Origin of the sequence: Sporolactobacillus nakayamae, assembly GCF_900113325.1 — a bacterium.
In the GTDB taxonomy this organism is placed as follows: Bacteria; Bacillota; Bacilli; order Bacillales; family Sporolactobacillaceae; genus Sporolactobacillus; species Sporolactobacillus nakayamae.
In genome coordinates this window covers 263,991-283,919 of record NZ_FOOY01000003.1, presented here as the reverse complement: position 1 = coordinate 283,919, position 19,929 = coordinate 263,991, and the positions used below count along the sequence as shown (strand labels likewise).

20 protein-coding genes are annotated in these 19,929 nt (G+C 42.7%); 15 read left to right on the top strand and 5 right to left on the bottom strand.

Annotated features, from left to right (window positions below; all coding sequences use genetic code 11):
- Positions 1-579 precede the first annotated feature (579 nt).
- Together BM003_RS01410 and BM003_RS01405 are read left to right on the top strand one after the other, a co-directional pair.
- Positions 580-1,257: a type II toxin-antitoxin system HicB family antitoxin gene (locus BM003_RS01410; RefSeq protein WP_093669321.1), complete on the top strand. Its 678-nt coding sequence runs from the start codon at positions 580-582 to the stop codon at positions 1,255-1,257.
- A gap of 136 nt (positions 1,258-1,393) precedes the next feature.
- On the top strand, positions 1,394-2,875 hold the full coding sequence (locus BM003_RS01405; protein WP_093669319.1) for an MDR family MFS transporter: 1,482 nt from the start codon (positions 1,394-1,396) through the stop codon (positions 2,873-2,875).
- Here the strand turns inward: BM003_RS01405 and BM003_RS01400 are convergent.
- Positions 2,863-3,663 (bottom strand): protein-glutamine gamma-glutamyltransferase, encoded by an 801-nt coding sequence (locus tag BM003_RS01400; RefSeq protein ID WP_093669317.1) that lies wholly within the window; start codon positions 3,661-3,663, stop codon positions 2,863-2,865. The two genes, BM003_RS01405 and BM003_RS01400, sit on opposite strands and share 13 nt — an antisense overlap.
- Complete coding sequence (locus tag BM003_RS01395) at positions 3,660-4,643, bottom strand: hypothetical protein (protein WP_093669315.1); 984 nt, start codon at positions 4,641-4,643, stop codon at positions 3,660-3,662. The genes BM003_RS01400 and BM003_RS01395 overlap by 4 nt, the downstream gene beginning before the upstream one ends.
- Positions 4,644-4,852: 209 nt before the next feature.
- Between BM003_RS01395 and BM003_RS01390 the strand changes: the two genes are divergently transcribed.
- The 3 genes from BM003_RS01390 (at position 4,853) to BM003_RS01375 (ending at position 8,326) form a co-directional block, all read left to right on the top strand.
- Entirely contained in the window at positions 4,853-5,647 is a 795-nt protein-coding gene (locus tag BM003_RS01390; RefSeq protein ID WP_093669313.1) for a thymidylate synthase, read from the top strand.
- Positions 5,644-6,129 (top strand): dihydrofolate reductase, encoded by a 486-nt coding sequence (locus BM003_RS01385; RefSeq protein WP_093669312.1) that lies wholly within the window; start codon positions 5,644-5,646, stop codon positions 6,127-6,129. The genes BM003_RS01390 and BM003_RS01385 overlap by 4 nt, the downstream gene beginning before the upstream one ends.
- Before the next feature lie 745 nt (positions 6,130-6,874).
- The gene (locus tag BM003_RS01375; RefSeq protein ID WP_093669308.1) at positions 6,875-8,326 is read left to right on the top strand and encodes an NADP-dependent glyceraldehyde-3-phosphate dehydrogenase; all 1,452 of its coding nucleotides are present in this window, start codon (positions 6,875-6,877) and stop codon (positions 8,324-8,326) included.
- Positions 8,327-9,607: 1,281 nt separating this feature from the next.
- Here BM003_RS01375 and BM003_RS01370 read toward each other — a convergent pair.
- Entirely contained in the window at positions 9,608-9,982 is a 375-nt protein-coding gene (locus BM003_RS01370) for an LSm family protein (protein WP_093669306.1), read from the bottom strand.
- A 168-nt stretch (positions 9,983-10,150) separates the two neighbouring features.
- On the opposite strand from BM003_RS01370, the gene BM003_RS01365 reads away from it, so the two are divergent.
- The 5 genes from BM003_RS01365 (at position 10,151) to BM003_RS01345 (ending at position 14,010) form a co-directional block, all read left to right on the top strand.
- Positions 10,151-10,630 carry a GNAT family N-acetyltransferase gene (locus tag BM003_RS01365; RefSeq protein WP_093669304.1) on the top strand — a complete coding sequence of 160 codons (480 nt, stop codon included), beginning with the start codon at positions 10,151-10,153 and terminating at the stop codon, positions 10,628-10,630.
- 311 nt (positions 10,631-10,941) lie between these two features.
- Positions 10,942-12,498 (top strand): ABC-F family ATP-binding cassette domain-containing protein, encoded by a 1,557-nt coding sequence (locus tag BM003_RS01360; protein ID WP_093669302.1) that lies wholly within the window; start codon positions 10,942-10,944, stop codon positions 12,496-12,498.
- Positions 12,499-12,587: 89 nt separating this feature from the next.
- Positions 12,588-12,908: an ArsR/SmtB family transcription factor gene (locus BM003_RS01355; protein WP_093669300.1), complete on the top strand. Its 321-nt coding sequence runs from the start codon at positions 12,588-12,590 to the stop codon at positions 12,906-12,908.
- Positions 12,909-13,007: 99 nt separating this feature from the next.
- The gene (locus BM003_RS01350; RefSeq protein WP_093669298.1) at positions 13,008-13,256 is read left to right on the top strand and encodes an LSm family protein; all 249 of its coding nucleotides are present in this window, start codon (positions 13,008-13,010) and stop codon (positions 13,254-13,256) included.
- A 280-nt stretch (positions 13,257-13,536) separates the two neighbouring features.
- Entirely contained in the window at positions 13,537-14,010 is a 474-nt protein-coding gene (locus tag BM003_RS01345; RefSeq protein ID WP_093669296.1) for a Fur family transcriptional regulator, read from the top strand.
- Here the strand turns inward: BM003_RS01345 and BM003_RS01340 are convergent.
- Both BM003_RS01340 and BM003_RS01335 read right to left on the bottom strand, forming a co-directional pair.
- Entirely contained in the window at positions 13,977-14,411 is a 435-nt protein-coding gene (locus tag BM003_RS01340; RefSeq protein ID WP_093669294.1) for a hypothetical protein, read from the bottom strand. The two genes, BM003_RS01345 and BM003_RS01340, sit on opposite strands and share 34 nt — an antisense overlap.
- A complete protein-coding gene (locus BM003_RS01335) occupies positions 14,404-15,186 on the bottom strand; it encodes a hypothetical protein (protein ID WP_093669292.1) in 783 nt (260 codons plus the stop codon). The genes BM003_RS01340 and BM003_RS01335 overlap by 8 nt, the downstream gene beginning before the upstream one ends.
- A gap of 394 nt (positions 15,187-15,580) precedes the next feature.
- On the opposite strand from BM003_RS01335, the gene BM003_RS01330 reads away from it, so the two are divergent.
- From BM003_RS01330 to BM003_RS01310, 5 genes are all read left to right on the top strand, one after another.
- Positions 15,581-16,501, top strand: coding sequence for a S66 peptidase family protein (locus BM003_RS01330; RefSeq protein ID WP_093669290.1), 921 nt, complete (start codon positions 15,581-15,583; stop codon positions 16,499-16,501).
- Positions 16,502-16,570: 69 nt separating this feature from the next.
- A complete protein-coding gene (locus BM003_RS01325) occupies positions 16,571-17,374 on the top strand; it encodes a serine hydrolase (RefSeq protein ID WP_093669288.1) in 804 nt (267 codons plus the stop codon).
- Positions 17,375-17,561: 187 nt separating this feature from the next.
- The gene (locus BM003_RS01320) at positions 17,562-17,870 is read left to right on the top strand and encodes a DUF3870 domain-containing protein (protein ID WP_093669690.1); all 309 of its coding nucleotides are present in this window, start codon (positions 17,562-17,564) and stop codon (positions 17,868-17,870) included.
- 163 nt (positions 17,871-18,033) lie between these two features.
- Positions 18,034-18,969, top strand: coding sequence for an ABC transporter permease (locus tag BM003_RS01315; protein ID WP_093669287.1), 936 nt, complete (start codon positions 18,034-18,036; stop codon positions 18,967-18,969).
- Positions 18,969-19,925 carry an ABC transporter permease gene (locus tag BM003_RS01310; protein ID WP_177184571.1) on the top strand — a complete coding sequence of 319 codons (957 nt, stop codon included), beginning with the start codon at positions 18,969-18,971 and terminating at the stop codon, positions 19,923-19,925. The genes BM003_RS01315 and BM003_RS01310 overlap by 1 nt, the downstream gene beginning before the upstream one ends.
- The last annotated feature ends 4 nt before the right edge of the window (positions 19,926-19,929 follow it).

Sequence of the window (19,929 nt, the reverse complement as noted above, 5' to 3'; positions counted from 1 at the left end):
TTCCTTTAACATTTTTGATTATATGCTTCTTTACCATCGTTAAGAAACCGGGCTTGCCCGGTTTTTTTTAACACTGATAAGCGCCCAATCTGAGAAATAAACGGAAAAATTCCGCTTATTTAGAAAATGAATGAAAAAATTGCTTAAATAGACTGAGAAATTCCGCTTATCGAATCGAAAAACGTGAAAATGGAGGGTTTTTCTGTGCATAAGTGGAAAAATTACCCTTATGTACCCGTAAAACAAGCGCCAGGATGCATATAACCGGAAAATCTCCGCTTATTTTATTCCGGCCGCATTACCTAATTAAGGATCAAGGGTGATGATTCAAAACGGTATCTGGAGCAAAGGAACTTTCATATGTAAGGAACTTTCGCTAAGCACGCATACGTCCTGTATGCAACGCGAAAGCCACCACATCCTGTGGAAGTACGTCCTGCAAGCAACGCGAAAGCCACCGTATCCGGCGGAAGTAAAGACCGGGCGCTTTTTGCCCGGTTTTTCTTATGGAAAAACGTGTGTGTTCCATGGGTTTTACACGTGTTTAATACGTGTTATACTAATGGTGAGGTGATTCAAATGGTCAAAGATCAGTACGTTTATCCTGCAATCTTCACAACGGAAGCCAGTCAGATAACCATTGCTTTCCCGGATCTGCCTGAATGCACTGCCACAGCGAAAGATAGTGAAGAAGGATTCACCCACGCAAAGGAAGCACTCGCCATTTACATTTATCATCTTGAGGAAAAAGGCGAAAAGGCTCCTGAGCCCTCAGAAGTTACGTCAATCCACGCTGAACCTGAACAGTTTGTGACGCTGATTGATACATGGATGCCTCCATTTCGGAAAAAAATGGAAAATCAGGCAGTGAAAAAGACGCTGACGATCCCTAAGTGGTTAGACGATGCAGCGAAGAATGCCAATCTTAACTATTCCAGAATTTTACAGGATGCACTTAAAGATGAGCTTAACATGGATGACAACAATAACTCCTATTCCGTTCAAGACAAACTAAATAAACAGTTGAATAAGGTGAAAAAGAGTTTAAAAGATTTATCAAGAATACGCGTTCATGTAAACATGGCTGATGAAGATGGAAAAGAAAAACAGAATGAATCGGTAACCAAGTCACTGAAAACAGAAATTGATCATTTAAAACAGGAATTGAATGATGTTACAGACCGCTTAAAAAATTCCGAGGAATACCAACGACTATACGAAAAAATCAATCGTTTGCTTGAAAAATTGAATCGGTGAATGAGAGGTTTACGAGAACAGGGAGCCTTCGCGGGCTCTTTTTTGCGTGGACACTACAATTTCATTTGACGAGTTTCTCTCATCTCTACTACAATGAGATGATCTGAGTAGTTACCGGAATATTTTGGAGGCAGCCATGGTAAAGAGTATGACAAATAAAAGATTAGTGCTTATCGGCTTAATGATTGGTACTTTCTTGACTGCGATCGAAGGAACGGTCATCAGTACGGCAATGCCGAAAATAATAGGTGATTTACAAGGAATACGTATCATGGATTGGGTTTTTTCAATCTTCATGCTTACTTCTGCGGTAACGGTGCCTCTATTTGGAAAATTGGCAGATCTCTTTGGTCGAAAGCGTATCTTTACGATGGGTACATTGATTTTCTTGACTGGATCCATTCTATGCGGATTCGCTTGGTCGATGCACACGCTGATCATATTTCGCGGGATTCAAGGGATTGGCGCGGGCGCAGTGATGACACTAAGCACAACCATTATTGGAGATATTTATCCTGTGGAACAACGGGCAAAGATGTTTGGCATGATGGGGATGATCTGGGGGATCGCTGGTATACTTGGTCCGCTTGTGGGCGGTTTCTTTGTCGACACTCTGTCTTGGCATTGGATTTTCTTTATTAATCTTCCCTTCGGCATTGTTACAATCGTTTTTGTTTCGATGGGGCTTAATGAACATTGGAATCGTGAACGCAAATCGATTGACTTCGCGGGAGCGGGAGTTTTCGCGAGCGCCATGATCTTTATGCTTATTGCGCTGCAGCGGGTTGGCGAAATGGGTTGGAACAATTCATTGAATCTGATCTTTTTTATCCTATCCATTCTACTACTCTGGTTGTTCACATTTATTGAGAAGCATGCAGAGGACCCAATGATTCCACTTTCAATTTTGAAATCACCAATTGTGCTGGTGACAAATATACTTGCGCTCATCGCAAGTGCCGTACTCATCGGGAATGATATTTATATGCCTATGTGGATTCAGGGACTGCTTGGCTATAGTGCGATGGCTTCCGGTTTTGTACTGACACCAATGTCCCTCGCTTGGATGGCAGGTTCATTTTGGTGTGACCGACTACTTCCTAAATTAGGATTAAGGAAAAGTGAGTGCCTCGGCGCGTTATTCATTCTTATAGGCACATTATGGATGACATTGCTAGATCGTGGAGGCAATCACTATACGCTCTACATTTTAACAGCGATACTCGGTTTAGGCTTTGGGATAACGTTAACATTGACGACAATCGCGGCACAGTCCGCCGCGGGGAGCGGACTGCGCGGAACAGTTACTGCATCCAACCAATTTTTCCGTAGTATCGGGCAGACAATCGGCGCAGCATTCTTCGGCATGTATTTTAACGCCCAAGCAAAACAAGCCATTCACGAAGAGGGGGGCGCGCACTATTCAATTGATCAGTTGAATCAGCTTGTCCATCCTGAAGGGCACGTACAGCTGCATACATCCATGCTGCGCGTGCTGCGCGAAATTCTCACAATGAGTATTCATAGTCTATTCGTCGTATTTTTCGTGCTTGCGTTGATTGCATTCGGTATCGCCTTGTTGTTGCCAAAAAAATTGGACAAAAATCAAAATGTGTAGAAGGAGGTACCGGCGGCAATTCGGATTCCTTCCATTTGCCGGCCATCTGCGAGAGCAGATAGAGCCAGATAATTTGGCCGCGTAGCATTGCTCATTAGAAATGCCGAGGTCACGGCTCCGATACGTCGAAATTTATTCAACTCGGCTATAATCTGGTTTGCCGGCAGGATACCAATTCCATGGCCATAGTACATGCCATCGGACAGATCCACGACGTTTTCACCTTGCCACTGCGGTGTTTGAGGGCTGACATCAGGATTTTTAAAATAACGGACATCACCGGGAATACCACCACCGACTCGCGGCGTATTTCTTAACGGAAAGAAAGGATGGTTTTGCCAGTCCCAAAGATAGAGATGCTGGAAGACTTCGTCGAATCGTTGTTTCGGAATAGTTTCAATTAAAGCTTTATAGAAAATAATCATCATGGCAGTTGCACATTCGAAGGCGTACGCTTCACCATTGACAAAAATATCATTAACGGCTTTTGAAGCCGCCATTCCAGGCTTTAATTCAAATCCTCCATCACCGGTTAACGTCCAATAGTAATCGTTACATTCAGAATAGTAAAAGGTTGCAAAAGACGCGCCACTCGCAAGCAGTGCGTGTGCGGCTTCAATTGTCTCATTTCTCAGCTTGATTTCAAAGTGAAGCTCATGTTGTGAGGGATAGGCAAACCATTCATGAGACTCTGCCATGGCTCTGAAAATAGCTGGGGCGAAACGACCGTTGACAGCGAAACTTCCGTAATCATCGGCTGAAAGTTGTTCGTTTGCGGCGATGATCATAGATTATACCTCCCATGTGCAGGTGTACTGATGGATTGAAGCTGCTCTTTAATTGGTTGAACGACCCAGCCACGCCAAATCTTCGGCTGCTGTTTCCGAAGCAGACTTGAGTAAGCGGACAGACTAATTTGTAAACGAATGGGTAATTTAATGAACTCAAAATAGTTCTTTTTTTCATTGGACAGAAGCACTTGAATGGGTTCGCCGCTCCTTGGAGAAACAATTTTTCCGAGGTATTTCGCACTGTAGTGAATACGATAGGGACGGCCTCCGGGTACAGCGTCATTCGTTTCACCTGTATACACCAAGAAGTGCGCATTCTCTTCATACCACGTTTCAAAAGCGAGCATGGCTGATTGATTGTCAAGCGCATGCCGTACTTCGGGAATGAACGCGAGCGTGCGGCGAGCATAGTTGCTCTCGACAGACTGATCGGATAAGAGATAGTTTGACAGATAGACGAGACAGATTGGATCCGCCGTTTCCCACATGGCGCAAATCAAATAATGGCGTTGACTTTTATTCTTGTATCGATATAAGACAAGATCAACCATCTCTTTAAGCCAATTTTCATGGTATGTGTGCAAGAAATTGATCGCTGTCTGGTCGATCACTTGTGTAAAATCGGTTGATACAATATTTTTCCAACCGGTATTAAGCATCCAATGCATTGCACCGACTACTTCATCATGCTGAGTGGCAAATGAGGCAACTTTAGTTACACCTATATCAGCTCCCTGCAGCACATTACGGATCTGTGCCAAAGCAATGCGAGCGCGAGGATCGAGATCCTCATCACGTGTTTCCAATTGCTCTCTAAGCATATAAAGTACCGGGAACTCTAACTTTGGATCATTGATCCATGTTAATGCGCGTTCGCGATCGTTTTGACAGATTTGATTCCACTCATCAATTAATGCATCTGGTTGTTGATGCCTCAATTGATTTAGTGGATTGCTCTGCTGCTTATCAGCGTTCATCGCGATCCCCCCCAAAGTATTAAACCTTGTATCATGCTTATGTGCGGCCATATGAATTATTCGCGCTTACCTTCTTAAATAAAAAAGTTAGTGAACAGTAAGGAAAACATAAAAAGATCTCTTTCTGATTCCTGGAATTTATGTCGTATCTGAAACGAGCAGATTATGATAAACTAGAAATCAGCAATAGAAAAGTGGAGTGATCAGCTGTGAGACAATATTTGGATCTTTGCCAACGAGTACTTTCCGAAGGTCATGAAAAAAGCGATCGTACCGGAACCGGAACAATTAGTGTATTTGGACATCAAATGCGCTTCAATTTACAAGACGGTTTTCCGTTAATGACGACAAAGAAGCTGCATTATAAATCAATTATTTACGAACTGCTTTGGTTCCTCAAAGGTGATACGAATATCAAGTATCTGCAACAACACGGTGTACGTATTTGGAATGAATGGGCGGATAAAGAGGGGAATCTTGGTCCGGTTTATGGTCACCAGTGGCGCTCTTGGCCGGGGAAAAACGGAGAAACTGTTGATCAAATTACCAACCTCATTAATGAAATAAAAATGAATCCCGATTCCCGCCGATTAATTGTGACGGCTTGGAATCCGATGGATATACCGGATATGGCACTGCCGCCATGCCATTGCCTCTTTCAGTTTTATGTCAATGATGGTCGTTTAAGCTGTCAACTTTATCAGCGCAGCGCGGACATTTTTCTTGGAGTACCGTTTAACATCGCTTCATACGCGCTGCTCACGCATATGATCGCGCATGTTACCGGATTAAAAGTGGGGGATTTTGTCCACACGCTTGGTGACGCGCACATCTACCTCAATCATCTTGATCAAGTCAAGACTCAGCTTGAGCGTAAACCAAGAACACTGCCAAAGCTCGTAATCAAGCGCTCTGTTTCATCAATCTTTGATTTTGATTATGATGATTTTCAGTTTATTGATTATGATCCTTATCCCGCGATTAAAGGCAAGGTGTCGGTATGATTTCCTTTCTACTCGCAATGGACCGTAATCAGCTGATTGGTATTAAAAATGAATTGCCTTGGCATCTGCCGAATGATCTGCGTTATTTCAAGAAAAAAACGCTTGGGCATCCCGTTGTTATGGGGAGGAAAACCTTTGATTCCATTGGTAAACCCTTACCCGGGCGTGAAAACATCGTTCTGACACATAACCCGTACTTCTCTGAAGATCATGTAACAACATTTTCATCAGTTGATGCATTTTTGAAAAGTGGTACAGCCTATGGTCATGAATACTTCATCATCGGCGGTGCCGGAATTTTTAAAGCCTTTTTGCCATTTGCGGATCGGCTTTATATCACTCATATTGACGCGGAATTTGAAGGCGACACCTACTTTACAGGATTCAATTCAGACGAATGGCGTTTAGTAAGCCGCGTTCCCGGCGTCCTAGATCGGAAGAATATATTTCCACACGAGTTCGACGTTTATGAACGCACATAACCATTAGGAGCTTGATATAATGCGTATCAACCCTCACCTCTTTAGCTATCCTGCATAAACTATTAAAAAGGTGACGGAGTTGATAAAAATGATCATATCAGGTCTACAACTTTGGTTATGTTATGGAATAATTGGACTGATCATGGGGTCACTGTTAGGTCTGCTTCCGTTTTGGTGCACTTGGCGGCCCAAACATTTTGCCGCTTTTTTCCTTTTTTTGGTTGCTTGGCTGCCTGTTGTTATTTTGGCGTTAATTCTTGCTCCGCTTGCGAACAGATTTCGGTTTATGCAGGAGAGCGATTGTTGAAAAGAGGCTCCTAATTCAGGGAGTCTCTTGTTCTACACATCTCTGTTTCTAATACATAGTTGATGGGTTCTTACTTATTCAAGTATAAAAGGTTGGGATAATACTGTGCCTTAGTCGAGTACAAATAAATTTAATTTCTTGACAAATATATGAAATTGCTTTAAAACCTTATAATAAGCAGGTAAAATAATAGTATTACGTGCTTCTAAGAACGACCGGATCACACAGCCAGTGAGCAGAAGATTGGATATTAAGCACTTTTCGTGCGAAAATAAATGTGTGAAAAGATAAGTACTCATTGAAAATCTTATTGTATTACTGTAATGGGTGAACGAAAATAAATGTCAATTGGAGCGCTTGTTTCATTGCGGCTTTACGCGGCTTTGAGAACAATTGCGATATAGAAAATAATTGACAAAAAAGGAGAATGAAAAAGGTATGGCTTCTAACGTATCAGAATTGACCACCTATATGGCTTACCTCGAAGGTGAATGGAAAAAAAGTTCATCTGGAGAGACGATCGCCATTCAATCCCCTTACCTGAGAAAAACGATCGGATATGTTCAAGCGGTCACACAGGATGAAGTGGATTCTGCAATCACAACAGCTCATAAGGCACAAAAAGAATGGGCTAAGCTGTCTTTAAGTGAACGCGGCGCTTATTTAGAAAACTGGGCTGACGAACTTGTGAAAAGCAGCGAGGATATTGCGACTGCCGTTATGCAAGAAGTGGGCAAAGGGTTTAAGGATGCTCAAAAGGAAGTTGTCCGCACCGCGGATTTAATTCGCTATACCGTGCAAGAGGCATTGCATATGCACGGTGAAAGCCTGAAGGGAGACGGCTTTCCCGGCGGCGATCAAAAGAAAATTGGCATCGTTGAACGTGCGCCGTTGGGTGTCGTGCTTGCGATCGCACCATTTAATTATCCGGTTAACCTTGCCGCATCGAAAATTGCACCGGCTTTGATGGCTGGCAACGCTGTACTATTCAAACCGGCGACTCAAGGATCGATCAGCGGTATTAAAATGATTGAAGCGCTTGATAAGACAGGTCTTCCAAAAGGCTTACTTAGTCTGACAACAGGACGCGGCTCAGTGATTGGCGATTACCTCGTTGAACACAAGGGAATCAATATGATCAGCTTCACCGGCGGTTCCGCTACCGGACGTCACCTTTCAAAACAAACAGCAATGATTCCGCTTGTTCTTGAACTAGGCGGCAAGGATCCGGCACTTGTTTCTGATGATGCTGATATGGATGTTGCCGTTAGCAGTATTATGAATGGCGCATTTTCATACTCAGGTCAGCGATGCACAGCAATCAAACGTGTGCTCGTGAATGAAAAAGTTGCTGACGAACTCGTTTCACGTTTGAAAACGGAGATTGAAAAACTCACTGTAGGTTCACCGGAAAACAACAGTACAATTGTTCCTTTAATTGATGACAAATCGGCTGACTTTGTTCAGGGGTTAATTGATGATGCCTTGGCGAAGAATGCGACACTTATTACAGGAAACAAACGGAAAGAGAACCTGATTTATCCTACGCTTCTGGATCACGTAACAGAAGACATGGATATTGCATGGATCGAACCATTTGGTCCCGTATTGCCGGTCATTCGTGTAAAATCCGATGAAGAAGCAATTGAAATTGCAAACAAGTCCGAGTTCGGCTTGCAAGCAAGTATCTTCTCACAAGATATTGATCGTGCACTCGCAGTCGCACGACAAGTTGAAGCAGGTACGGTTCAAATTAATGGCCGTACGGAGCGGGGACCGGATCATTTCCCATTCCTCGGTGTGAAAGCTTCCGGTATGGGTGTTCAAGGTATCCATAACAGTATCTTGTCCATGTCCCGTGAACGTGTGACTGTCTTAAACTTAAAATAATGAATTATTATCAAAAGGAATCAGCTGAAGCTGATTCCTTTTTTCACAAATTAAAAAAGTATAGCGTTTTGCCTTGCCGGTACAACGATAAGGTCACAAGATTCGGTTGGGCGATCAGGTAAGCGCTCAATCTGAGAAATAAACGGAAAAATTCCGCTTATTTAGAAAATAAATGAAAAAATCGCTTAAATAGACGGAGAAATTCCGCTAATCGAATTAAAAAACATGAAAATGGAGGGTTTTTCTGTGCATAAGCGGAAAAATTACCCTTATTCACCTGTGAAACAAGCGCCATGATGCATATAACCGGAAAATCTCCGTTTATTTTATTCCGGCCACGTTACTTAATTAAGGATCAAAATGATTTATTAGAAAACTTGGCTTCGCCAAGCCTCTGGCGAAGGCGAAGACTTAGTTGCGACGGCCATGGACGGCCTAGTGTCCGGTGAGCCGCAGGACGCGGCGTTTTTTCGGACCGCTTACACTCGTTTCCTTTAAATGTTTTCTTATACTTTCCTACCAGAGGGTGTTCAAAAAGTCCGGGAAAAAGGTACTGAGGATCTTCTGCTAGAAACGTGTACGTCCTGTACACAACGCAGAAGTCACCGCATCCTGCGGAAGTTCTGCGTCAGCTTGTTTCTCCGCTCCTCACGTATTATTTGCATACGCTCTGGTGCTCGAAACTGCGCTTCCTTGATCTTCTCGGCTCTTTTTGTCCTCCTTTTTGAACAAACTCTACCAGTGTGACATAGAAATGTCTGTTCACGCACAAGGTTGATGATTCAAAACGGTATTTGGAGCAAAGGAACTTTCATATGTAAGGAACTTTCGCTAAGTGTAAGGAAATGGAACTTTCACTAAGTACGCATACGTCCTATATGCAACGCGAAAGCCACCACATCCTGTGGAAGTACGTCCTGCAAGCAACGCGAAAGCCACCACATCTTGTGGAAGTACGTCCTGCAAGCAACGCGAAAGCCACCGCATCCTGCGGAAGTAAGGACCGGGCTTGACCGGTTTTTCGAAGGTGCGCCCGACATTGGTGACAACTCGGCGATGAAACATCTGATACAGAGTCGGCAGTAGGAACTGTTAACCAAAGCAAGGGCGTCAACGTGAGGTGGAATCTGGAGGAAGACAGAGGCTAACTCCTGAGGTGACGCCGGTTTGGATCATTTCAAAGGCTTGGCAACGCCAAGTTATCGAATATTTCGATTCCGATTGCCTTAAATAGGAAAAAGCACACCTGCAACGGGTGTGCGAAAAGCATAGAGATTCAGATCAATAATAGAACTGTCCGGGTCCTTGCCCGTAGAATCCGCCGCCATATGGTGGCCGAGGTCCCTGCCCGCAATAAGGTCTCGGTGGGCAGTAAGGGCACGGACGAACGCCAATAATGGATCCAAGTCCCACACCGAGCAATCCGCCGGCAAAACCCCCTAGGAATGCCTGAGGTCCAAAGCCGAGGCCGAAGAAACGTTCATCATTTTCATTTCCGCTTCTTGTCTCATTGGGTGTCTGGTTGCTGTCCAAAGGTTTTAGATAGACATTATTTTGGTCAAATGATTCGATGATTCCAACGTGAACAGATCCGTCATTGCATTGAATCTCGACTGGCTGGTTGATTAGATTTTCCCAGTACTGTTGATATGACATGGTCTAACCTCCTATGATCGGTAAATCGAATAAACACTAGTCATGGTTAAACAAAGGCCTATTTGTAGACTATGCAAAGTATTGAAAAATGTTTGGGCTTTTATATTAGGGGCGATTAACTCACTTATTCTTTGTCATTGCTTATAGACAATATCGGGGAGGCGCCGAATGTGCGTTAAAATAAGGTCAATTGAAGACAAGGATCAATTGGATGTTCAGAGACAGATGGAGCTTCGTTGGGGCGAGCGAATGATGGCAATCCACGGCGAACTGATCGATGTGACGATCTTGCCGGGGTTCCTTGCATATATAGACGAGCAATTCGCCGGCTTGTTGACGTACCGAGTGATGGAAAATGCGATTGAAATCATTTCACTGGATAGCTTCAAAATCAATTGCGGCGTTGGTTCTTCTTTAATCCAAGCAATGTTGCAAGTCGCAAAGGAAAGGAAAACAAGCCGGCTGTATTTAACCACAACCAACGACAACACGCATGCCCTGCATTTTTACCAAAAAAGAGGATTCACCATCTCTGCATTGAGGATTGGAGCGGTAACTGAAGCAAGAAGATTGAAACCCGCGATTCCTGTATACAACGAGGACGGTATTCCTATAGAACATGAGATTGAGCTCACCTATCGTTATTAATGAACGCATTGCTTTTCGATCTTTAAAGAGTTAAAATGAATTGAGTATAAAATAGAGGAGTGGAAACTTTTATGATTCTGTCTGATTGTCTGCAACTTAAATTGGCTTGATAGGGGCGAGTTTGCCTTCTTCACGAGTTAAATCAGGCTAATCGGTTGCGGCAATTAATCAGGGATGTTTCTGTTTCTTACGGTTGAATCATGAACTTAGGAGAGGCGAAGCGTTATTGCTTCGCCTTTTTTTCAAGTGGATGCGGAAAAGACTCTAATCTGCAGCTTTCTCGATCGGCCACAAATTAGGGGAGTGAATATATGTTACTTATTGAAGCGAAAAATGTCGCTTTCTCATACGGAGATAAGCTGATTTATAAAGAAATGAATTTTAGGCTTTTGGAAGGTGAACACATCGCGCTTGTTGGGCATAATGGCGCTGGGAAATCAACCTTTCTTAAACTTTTACTTGGTGAACTGCTGCCGGATGGCGGAAACATAAGCAAAAGGCGGAATATGAAAATTGGCGTTATCGAGCAGCATCTTCATTTTGGAAATGGAAAAACTATTTATGAGAGCCTGCAGGATGCATTTAAAAAATTGTTCGATGCGGAACGCGAAATGAACGCACTGGCAGTTAAAATGCAGCAGCCGGACGCAGATTCATCCTATATTGACCAATATGGTCAGCTTCAAGAACTGCTGCTCGCAAGTGATTTCTATACGGTCGACGCGCGAATTCATGAGATGGCCGATGGTTTAGGCTTGTCTGCAATCGGCCTTGATAAAGATGTCAATCAACTGAGCGGTGGTCAATTAACTAAATTATGTCTGGCTAAACTATTGCTGGAGAAACCGGATGTTCTGCTCTTAGATGAACCGACAAACTATTTGGATGTAGTGCACATCAAATGGTTGACGAACTATCTAAACAATTATTCACACGCTTTTATCGTTATTTCTCATGATACAGATTTTTTAAATAACATTGCTCAATTCGTGTATCATTTGGAAGATCAACAGTTGATACGTTATGTCGGAAATTATCAATCCTATCTCAAACAGCATGAGGCGCGCAGAGAGCAGCAGGTCGTTGCCTTTAGACAGCAGCAACGAGAAATCAAAAAGCTTGAGACTTATATACAGAAGAATAAAGTGCGAACCGCGACGGCAAAACAGGCGAAGAGTAGAGAGAAGCAGCTAGACAAAATCGATCGATTGGATCCCCCCTCCCAAGTGAAAAAGCCTACCTTTCACTTTAAAGTGGATAGTCAGCCTGTTCGAATGATTTTTACAGCGGAAAAATTAAATGTCGGCTATGAACGCCCGCTCTTTCCTCCTATCTCTGTGAAAATTGAACGTGGCGAGAAGATTGCGATTGTGGGGCACAATGGTATCGGTAAGACGACACTTCTCCGAACATTCTTAGGTGAGCTCGAACCGCTTTCGGGAAAAGTTGGTCAGGGAGATCGCGTAAAACCAGGTTATTTTTCTCAACTCTCTGCGCCACCGCATCTGACACCTTTAGAATGGATGATGGACCAATATCCTGAGACGCCTGAAAAAGTGTTGCGCCAGCATTTGGCTCAATGTGGCGTTTACGCCGAGCACATGCGTCAACCAATGGATACACTGAGCGGCGGCGAGGAGACAAAAGTGCGTATTGGCAGACTGATGCTGCAAAAAAGCAATGTGCTGATCTTTGACGAACCAACAAACCACCTTGATGTTTCCGCAAAAGAAGCACTGAGCAATGCACTTGAAGCCTATGAAGGCACAGTGCTGGTTGTCAGCCATGAACCCGCATTCTATGAAAAATGGATCACCAGAGTGTGGAATATTGAAGAGTGGTCAAAAAAAGTAAACGTACGAAAATAAGCGGATTACATGTGAAGCTGCTTAAGAACAGGTCTGCCATCGATCTTTTTCTTTTAAACGAACGATGGCATTAGATTAGGAGGATGAATATGGTTGACCCAACACCTGTTGATCTAGACGAACAAACCTTAAACGCTGTTGCCCAAATATTCAAGGCAATTTCAGAACCGACACGTGTGCGCATTTTATTTTTACTTTCTCAAACAGAATGCTCGGTTTCGCAAATCTCGGAATTTCTTAATTTGCAGCAATCAACTGTGTCACACCAGCTCAGTTTCTTGAAACAGTTACATCTCGTTAAGTCACGTAGAGATGGCAAAGTGATGTATTATTCTGAAGAAGATGAGCATGTCATGAATCTGCTTACTCAAACAATTGACCATACCAGGCATCGCTATATCAGAGAATGATTAAAAACAGGCGCAGATGGCGTGATGTATGTCGATTCGCTTTAGGATGTTCCGACATAAAGTATTAGAGAATATCTTGTGAATGGGAGCGAATGCGTAATGCTCAACCAATCTGTTTATTCTCAATGTCGTAATTTGGTGAATCAACCGGTCGAAATTCGTTGCAATGATGGTTCGGTACATCGAGGTGTTCTGACTCGTGTCGACGAGCGCAACGCTTATTTGCAGCCTGCCGGCAGCGATATGTCAAACAATCCCGGATTATTTCTTTGGGGAGGCTGGGGTTGGGGTTATCCTATTGCTTTGGCATCAATCGCTGCAATATTGGCGTTAGGATTTCTCTGGTAACGATAAAGGAACAGGAACTGAGAAGGTGTCGCAAAGGTCTATTTTTGACTTTGGGGCACCTTTTTAGAGTGAGATACAAGGCATAGGTAATGAAGCAAGGTGCGGATTCCTGCGGGAGCATCCCTGCTGATCGCGAACAATCGAAGCGCAGTACACGTTTCATTTCAGAGACCTTTTGGTACATCCACTTCTGACTTGAAAAGGATTGTTAGGATTTTTTAAAGAAAAATGGTATGCTGTGAAGTAAAGTACTGATTTGCTACCAAAGAGGTGATTCTCAGTGAACAAACGAGAAGCCATGGTTTTATTGAAGAATAAAGGTTACAAACACACGGATAAGCGTGAGGATATACTCGATCTTTTCGATCGGAAGAATGGCTATTTATCAGCAAAAGATATTCAGTCAGAGTTAAAGGGCGACTATCCAGGTATTAGTTTCGATACAATCTATCGTAATCTATCCTTATTTCAGGATCTGATGATTCTTGAAGAGACAGAACTGGATGGAGAAAAGATATACCAATTCCACTGCACCGAGCATCATCACCATCATCTTATTTGCCTGCGTTGCGGCAAAACACGAACGATTGATGTCTGCCCGATGCAAGATTTGTCACAAATTGATCCTGAATTTCAAGTGACCGGACACAAATTCGAAATATATGGTTATTGCAAAAGCTGTCGCGATAAAATGGCGAAGGAAAAATTTGAGGGCGGCATTCATGATTCAATAACAGTAAGTCCGAGTACGTGATAATTGGTTAAGATTGATTTTACGTCAGGCACCTGATCCTTTTGGCAGCAAATGGAGATGACCACAAAGGACTGGGGCTTATTTTTGCCCTTTATTTTAATCAAATAATCTATGACAAATCCAATTAAAAAACCGACAAAACTTGAACACACCCCCCAGACAATGGGTCCCAGTTGCAAGCGAAATCCCACACTTGCCCCTATCACTCCGAAAATGGTTGCAATAATAAATCCGAATTCTGCCTTTGTCATTTTTTCATCTGATTGCATGATTGGTTTAGATAGAATAGGATCTAGAACAAAACAAGCAAGGTTATTTTGTTCTATTTGATTTTTCTGCAACTCTGTTAATACCAGTTCAACAGCTAGTGACGGTTGAAAAAGGCAGATGATGTTACTCATTAATCAAATTCCCCCTATTCCCCAATAACACGCTGTTTTTATGCGCTTGCCAATCTCGATTCAAGTACTCGCGTTGTTCGTCGTCAAACAACTTATTGGTATCGATCGTCTTTAAGTAAGCATCATAAGCAGCTCCAAAAATTAGGGAGGGCATAAAAAGCAGCCACTCGGGATTGAGTACCTTAACTGCCTCCTGAAAATCGGTAATGCCATCAGTCAAAATTAAGATATATTCACATTCATGGCAATTAACATAAATTGTGAGCGACCATGACAGAAGCAACAGTGATGTTATGAGACGACGGGCATAAAGTTGACCAAGACCAGGGAGAAGAATGGACCAAATCGCGGCGACCCAGGGGACTCGTTTGTCAAGATAACATTTTTCAAAGGTGCGCAGATCAAGCGGTTTTATATTTAGAGGCTGTGCACTTGTCAATGTGGAGAGCTGATTTAGTTTAAGAGCAGATCGGTAACTGTCTGAAATGCAGAAAAAGTAAAAAGGAATATAGATCAGTATCCAACGTGTATTTATTACACTTATTGAGCGGTCAAACTCCCCCATGAAGCTATAGACCATAGCCAAGTTCAGCTTAGAATGAACATTGATAATAATTTCAAAAAGGAAGAGCACATTCCCTTTGATATGCATATCCAGCAGCATATGCCCGAAACCTGGAAATGCCGCAGACCACCAAGCAACCACAATCGGCCGATGGTAACATAAATTTGTAGATCCAAGAAAATTAAGTGCGGCTCGTTTTCTCCTTGCCATCTTATAACCTCAATTCATAGAATAACTGAACACCAGCATTAACTACTGTTATTATTTGTTTCATCAATTATAGACTGTTCATTCTTAGCTTTCCTCAGAGGTATTGATTCATACATAAAAGTCGAAATTGGTATTTACCGCACGATAACAGAAATCCCTATTTGTGTTGTCAATACAGATAATGAAAAATAATAGTTAATTTTTAAAATATTGACAAAGTATTACCGGACTAATATACTTGGTTTGTTTAAGGCTGTTACCATATCTAGGCGGCAGCGGCAGCGACTGCTGCTATCAGTAAACACGAGTTGTCTTATCTAAATAATCCTGGGCTTAAATCCAGTTCAACCTGATTGATGAACTGGATTTTGTGATGTTTGAGGGAGATGGTATAATGATCATTCCAAGCCGTTTATATGAAGGGGACACGATCGGTGTGATCAGTCCCGCCGGACCGCCGAATATGGAGCACCTTGAAGTGGCAACCGACTGGTTGAAACAGCTCGGCTTTCAAGTGCGCTTAGGGAAGAATGTTGCAAAAAAATACGGTTACTTGGCTGGTCCCGATGATGAGCGTTTGGATGATTTCCATAGAATGTTTGCCGACGATTCCGTTCGTGCGGTGATCTGCTCTAGAGGCGGCTATGGTACGGCACGTTTCGCAGATCGAATTGATTATGATTTGGTCCGCAGCCACCCCAAGGTGTTTTGGGGCTATAGCGACATTACATACCTGCACACAGCAATTCGTCAAAAAACAGGATTGGTTACATTTCATGGCCCAATGCTTGCTTCGGATCTTGGTGATAATGACGTTCCATTGCTCTCGAAACAACTGTTCTCTCAGCTTTTTCAGCCGATGTCTCTGCGTTATGATGAACATCTGTCGCCTCTAACCATATATCAAGGAGGTACAGCTGAGGGAATGCTCGTCGGGGGAAATCTTACACTGCTTGCGAGCTCGCTTGGTACTGATTTTGAGATTGAAACTAAAGACAAATTACTTTTTATAGAAGATATTGGCGAAGCGCCATATCGTGTGGACAGTATGCTTAATCAACTGCGGTTAGCAGGAAAATTAGATCAAGCAGCGGGGTTTATCATTGGTGACTTTCACCAAAATCAAGCGGATAATGGGGACGCGACTCTTACTTATCAAGAAGTGTTCCAAACCTATTTAGGTGAGCTTGGAAAACCAATGGTCAGCGGTTTTATGATCGGACATTGTGCGCCGAATTTCTCAATTCCATTTGGTGTTGACGCGATGCTTGATGCAGATCGGAAACAATTGTGGATTCAGCCGGGCGTGATGTAACACTCATTATCTATCGCTTTTAATCGAGCAACATTTTCACAAATCAATTTGAACGTAAGGGGGAGACTAATGATTGATTTGAATGATGATTTATACAAAGCAATCATGGACATTGTCTATAAGCTGGATGGCCATATTGCCATTGAGGCTATTGGATCGGACGGATTTGCTCTGGGATACAAGGAGAATGTTCCTATGCTTTCTGCAAGCTTGATTAAATTGCCGATATTGCTGTACGTATACAAAGGATTAAATGGCAGTTCAGACATGCTTAATCAAACCATCACGCTTAGTAAAAATCAGATTGTGGGCGGTTCAGGAGTGCTTCAAGTATTGTCTGCGCATGAATGGAAAGTCAAAGATCTCCTCGCTTTGATGATAAACGTTTCAGATAATACCGCAACGAATTTAATAATGGACTTCTTTGGCATTGATCCTATTCAGGCATGGATCGAAGAGCAGGGATTAGTGGAAACACGAGTTGAACGAAAAATGATGGATGAATTCGCGCAACAAGAGGGACGCACGAATTGGATAAGCGCGCATGACGCAAATTGGATGATCCGCCGTATCTTTTCAAAATCTGATCCGTTGCCGGATGAAGTTCAATCGTGGCTGGTTCATCAACAATTCAGAGATAAACTTCCTGGTTTATTTGATGAAAAAATACAACCGGTTACCGTTTACAACAAAACGGGTGAGATGGAAAACATTGATCATGATGCGGCTTATTTCTATTGCAACGGACATTCAATGGCGTTAACCGTTATGACAAGCGGACTTGAAAATAGACAAGATGCTTTATTTGCTATTCAGAAGATCGGTAATCTGGCTGCTCACTATTTAATTGAACTCTCGAAATCAGTCGGATGATGACAGGATAGTGCGTGATCCAACTAGTAAAAAAACACTATTTTTTGAAATATTATAATATTGACAAATAAAAGATTGTCTTATATACTTTTGTTAATCCTTGAAACTGTTCACGATTTGAGTTCCTGCAGCCATCCAGTTGCCAGCCCCTCAAATCATCTGAATAAGTAAGGAAGGAACCATCATGATCTACTGCAACGATACTGTTTTTGTTATTGGCGATGCCAAGTCATCGCAAAAGAATCCGATAACAATTCGTTTTAATCAGTTTTTTATTGGATTGGTCATTGATCGTGCAAGCGGAAGAATTGTGGATGCAGAGTGTTCTGCTACGATTAACCTAACGGCTCGCTTTGTTCATTCTTTACTAACCGGACGATTAATCAATGATCCTACAATCGTGGACGAAATAAGGCAAAGATACTTTGGCTCATCACAAAAAGCACTAATTGTTGCTTTTGGGGACGCGGTGAAGAAGTATAATCAAATAGTTTAGTATGCCGCTTTGTCTATAAAACTAGGCAAAATCCAGCTCTCAATCTACGAGAAGCTGGATTTTGTGCTTTTTAGTTCATTGTCGAATAAACACGAATATAATGTTCAGAATTTCAAGTTAAACGGATCTCTTTATTTAGTCTACATAGAAAGGTAGGTTTGCTATGCTGCAATTTGTTTGCAAAAGGTTTCTAGCAATGATTTTAACCCTGTGGGTGATTGCTACTTTGACATTTTTGCTGATGCATTCAATTCCAGGATCACCTTTTAATAGCATGAACGGCAAAGTTCTGAGTGACGCCGCGGTAAAAAATATGGAATCTCATTATCATATTGATCAGCCGCTCCCGATTCAATATCTAATTTATCTTAAATCAATTGCAACATTTACATATGGCCCGTCAATAAAACAACCCTCCCAAACTGTAAATGACTTACTCGGGAGAGGTTTCCCGGTATCATTTGAGCTTGGTATGTGGTCTCTTGTGGTTGCTGTTCTTTCCGGGGTTTTACTTGGGGTTTTTGCTGCCTTGAAACATAATGGCTTGATTGATTATATTGCCATGACTGTTGCAGTTTTTGGTATTTCCATTCCTAATTTCGTACTGGCTACTCTTCTAATTCAAGAATTGGCTGTTCATTGGCGCCTGCTTCCCGCAGGAACGTGGCAAGGTCTCTCTTATATGATTATGCCGATCATCGCTCTTGCAACTGCTCCAATGGCGATCATTGCCCGACTGATCCGTTCCAGCATGCTTGAGGTTCTGACTCAGGATTACATCAGGACTGCGCAGGCTAAAGGATTGTCACCTTTTTTAATTGTTACAAAACATGCATTAAAAAATGCTCTTCTTCCTGTCGTTACCGTTCTCGGTACACTAGCCGCAAGTATCTTGACCGGTACTTTCGTGATTGAGAAAATCTTTGCGATACCAGGCATGGGCAAATATTTTGTTGACAGTATCAATTCAAGAGATTATCCGGTAATCATGGGAACGACAATGTTTTATAGTGCACTATTAATCGTTATGCTGTTCCTGGTTGATATTGCTTATGGCTGGCTTGATCCACGGATCAAAATTAATAAGGAGGGCAGATGATGGCGAATACAAACGGGATAAAGGTTCAGTGCGCAGCGCAAAATGTTCCAAGAGAATGGTTTCGTCTTTTGAAACGGAACAAGCCAGTACAACAGAACCTTTCGCGTCCAAGTATCTCTTATTGGCAAAATGCGTGGATTCATTTACGTAAAAACAAGTTAGCCATGTTGGGCATGTGTTTTTTAATCCTGCTTGCCGTATTTGCAATTTTCGGTCCGATATTTTCACCTTACTCGGTCACGGCCCAACACTTGACGCTGCAGAACTTGGCACCGTCGGCAAGCCATTGGTTCGGCACCGATGAACTCGGTCGAGATGTCTTTACCCGTACATGGTACGGTGCGCGAATTTCATTATTTGTCGGGGTCGTTGCGGCGCTTGTCGATCTTCTTATTGGTGTCGCGTATGGCGGATTATCCGGGTACATCGGTGGAAAGACAGATTTAGTGATGATGCGAATTATTGAGATTCTTTACGGTCTCCCCTATTTGCTTGTTGTCATTTTGCTTATGGTGGTTATGGGACCAAGCTTATTGACCATTATTGTTGCTCTTACAGTAACAGGGTGGACAGGCATGGCGCGAATTGTAAGAGGACAAATGTTTCAATTGAAAAACTTTGAATTTGTGACAGCTTCCAAATCTTTTGGGAGCAAACCGTGGCGTATTATTCGCAAAGATCTTATTCCAAATACAATGGGACCGATCATTGTCCAAATGACGTTGACCGTTCCGTCTGCTATTTTTTCTGAAGCGTTTCTCAGCTTTCTTGGGTTAGGTGTGCAGGCGCCGTATGCAAGCTGGGGTGTTATGGCTAGTGACGCCTTATCAGCACTATTAGCGGGTTTTTGGTGGAGATTGTTCTTCCCGGCATTATTTATTTCCTTAACAATGTTTGCTTTTAATATCCTTGGAGACGGCTTGCAAGACGCGCTGGACCCGAAATTAAGGAGATGACCAC